The 2,543-nt window shown below is 64.2% G+C and carries 1 protein-coding gene; it reads left to right on the forward strand.

What is annotated here, in order from left to right; genetic code table 11:
• Positions 1 to 277: 277 nt before the first annotated feature.
• The gene (gene murA / locus F7D09_RS10945; RefSeq protein WP_152235516.1) at positions 278 to 1,633 is read left to right on the forward strand and encodes a UDP-N-acetylglucosamine 1-carboxyvinyltransferase; all 1,356 of its coding nucleotides are present in this window, start codon (positions 278 to 280) and stop codon (positions 1,631 to 1,633) included.
• The last annotated feature ends 910 nt before the right edge of the window (positions 1,634 to 2,543 follow it).

A 2,543-nucleotide genomic window follows, 5' to 3' on the forward strand; every position in this document is an offset into this window, starting at 1 on the left:
CGCGTACCCCGCGCACCCCCGACCCTCCGTCACCCCCGCCCGGAAATCAGCTGGGAGCGCATTCCCGCGAACTTCACGCGCCCACCACAAGCCGTATGGCAGACTGTTGCCTAGTCCTGCCGTCCGGGCGGGTCTGCGGGTATGCTGTGAGTCCGGAAACGAGATGAGGCGACCGGCCGTGCGAGAGCCGCGGCCGGACCTGCCGACAGCGGCGATGCAGAGAACGTCGCGGCGGCAGCGAGCAGCGAACAGTGAGTAGCGAATAGGAGTATGGGCGATGACCGAATCGAAAGACGGCGTGTTCACCAGTGACGCCGCGAACGACGACGTCCTGCACGTGGTCGGCGGCAAGCCGCTGAACGGCACGATCAAGGTGCGCGGCGCGAAGAACTTCGTCAGCAAGGCGATGGTCGCGGCCCTGCTCGCGCCCGGCCGCTCGGTGCTGAAGAACGTGCCGGAGATCCGTGACGTGCACGTGGTCTCCGACCTGCTGCGCCTGCACGGCGTGGACGTCGAGGTGGACGGCGCGAACGGCATCGTCAACATTGACGCGACCCACGTGCAGCTGGCAGACGTGGCCGACGTGGACACGCTGTCCGGCTCGTCGCGCATCCCGATCCTGTTCTCCGGTCCGCTCGTGCACCGTCTCGGCGAGGCGTTCATCCCCGCGCTCGGCGGCTGCAACATCGGCGGCCGACCGATCGACTTCCACTTGGAGACGCTGCGCAAGCTGGGTGCGACCGTCGACAAGGAACACAAGGACGGCATCCACATCACCGCGCCGAAGGGTCTGCACGGCGCGAAGATCCACCTGCCGTACCCGTCCGTGGGCGCGACCGAGCAGACGCTGCTCGCCGCCGTGCTCGCCGAAGGCAAGACCGAACTGTCCGGCGCGGCCATCGAGCCTGAGATCATGGATTTGGTCGCCGTGCTGCAGAAGATGGGCGCGGTCATTTCCGTTGACGTGGACCGCACGTTCCGCATCGAAGGCGTCAAGCAGCTGAAGGGCTTCACGCACACGGCGCTCACCGACCGCATCGAGGCCGCGAGCTGGGCGTCCGCGGCGCTCGCCACGCACGGCGACATCTTCGTCAAGGGCGCGACCCAGCCGGAGATGATGACGTTCCTCAATGTGTTCCGCAAGGTCGGCGGCGAGTTCGATGTGACCGACCGCGGCATCCGCTTCTGGCATCCGGGCGGCGACCTGCATCCGGTCGCCATCGAAACGGACGTGCACCCCGGCTTTATGACCGACTGGCAGCAGCCGCTCGTCGTGGCCTTGACGCAGGCGAACGGCCTGTCGATCGTGCACGAGACCGTGTATGAGAACCGGTTCGGCTTCACCAAGCCGCTTGTGCAGATGGGCGCGACGATTCAGCTGTATCGCGAGTGCCTCGGCTCGCTGCCCTGCCGCTTCCAGCAGCGCAACTACAAGCATTCGGCCGTCATCTTCGGACCGACGCCGCTTACCGGCCGCGACATCGACGTGCCGGACCTGCGCGGCGGCTTCAGCCACCTGATCGCGGCGCTCGCGGCGAAGGGACCGTCCGACGTGCACGGCATCTCGCTGATCGACCGCGGCTACGCCGACTTCCGCGGCAAGCTCGACGCCCTCGGCGCCGACTTCAGCTGACGCTGGCGAGGCGCAGCGGCGCCCTGCTCTCAGCCCCTCGGTGGAGGTGGAGAGCTACTGTCCCGCTCCTCGGCCCCCTCGGTGGAGGGGGCTGGCTGAGCGTAGCGAAGACTGGGGGAGCGTCACCCGCCATCCGCATCATTGCAACCGACCGTACTCAAGTGGGCCTCTACGAGTACGGTTCGTCAGGATTTCTCAACGGACCGTACTCGTACATGATGTTTCGAGTACGGTCCGTTGTGTTTTTCTGACCGACCGTACTCGTACGTGTTCTACGGGTACGTTCCGTTGGTGGATTGTTGACGAAACGTACTCTAAGCGCTCATACGAGTACGTTTCGTCATGTTCTGTTGACCGACCGTACTCGGGAGGACCCCTTCGAGTACGGTCCGTCACATTTTCCTGACCGACCGTACTCGAATGGGGTGGTACGAGTACGTTCCGTTTAGGATTATCGACCGACCGTACTCGTACGTGTTCTACGGGTACGTTCGGTTGGATATATGTTGACGAAACGTACTCTAATCGGTTGCACGAGTACGTTTCGTCATGTTCTGTTGACCGACCGTACTCGAGCTGGTCCCTACGAGTACGGTCCGTTTGTGATTTTCGACGGAACGTACCCGTACCGGTCCCTATGAGTACGTTGCGTTGCGGCTGGCGCTTGTCCTCGTTTCGCGTCCGTTGGCTGTCGCCGGGTTCCGACTGCGCTCGTCCCGCCGCATCCCGTTCTCCGTCCTTTTGCACTCCGCACCACCATCCCACCCCCACCCCCCCCCCCCCCCACCCCCCTCCCCCCCCCCCCCACCCCACCCCCGCGACCGCCCCACGCATGTGTGCCGTCTACCGCACAAAACACGAACACACAAATAAAACATCTGTTCAAAATCTAAACCAAACACACGACCAA

The sequence above is a fragment of the Bifidobacterium leontopitheci genome (assembly GCF_009193355.1).
GTDB classification, from domain to species: Bacteria; Actinomycetota; Actinomycetes; order Actinomycetales; family Bifidobacteriaceae; genus Bifidobacterium; species Bifidobacterium leontopitheci.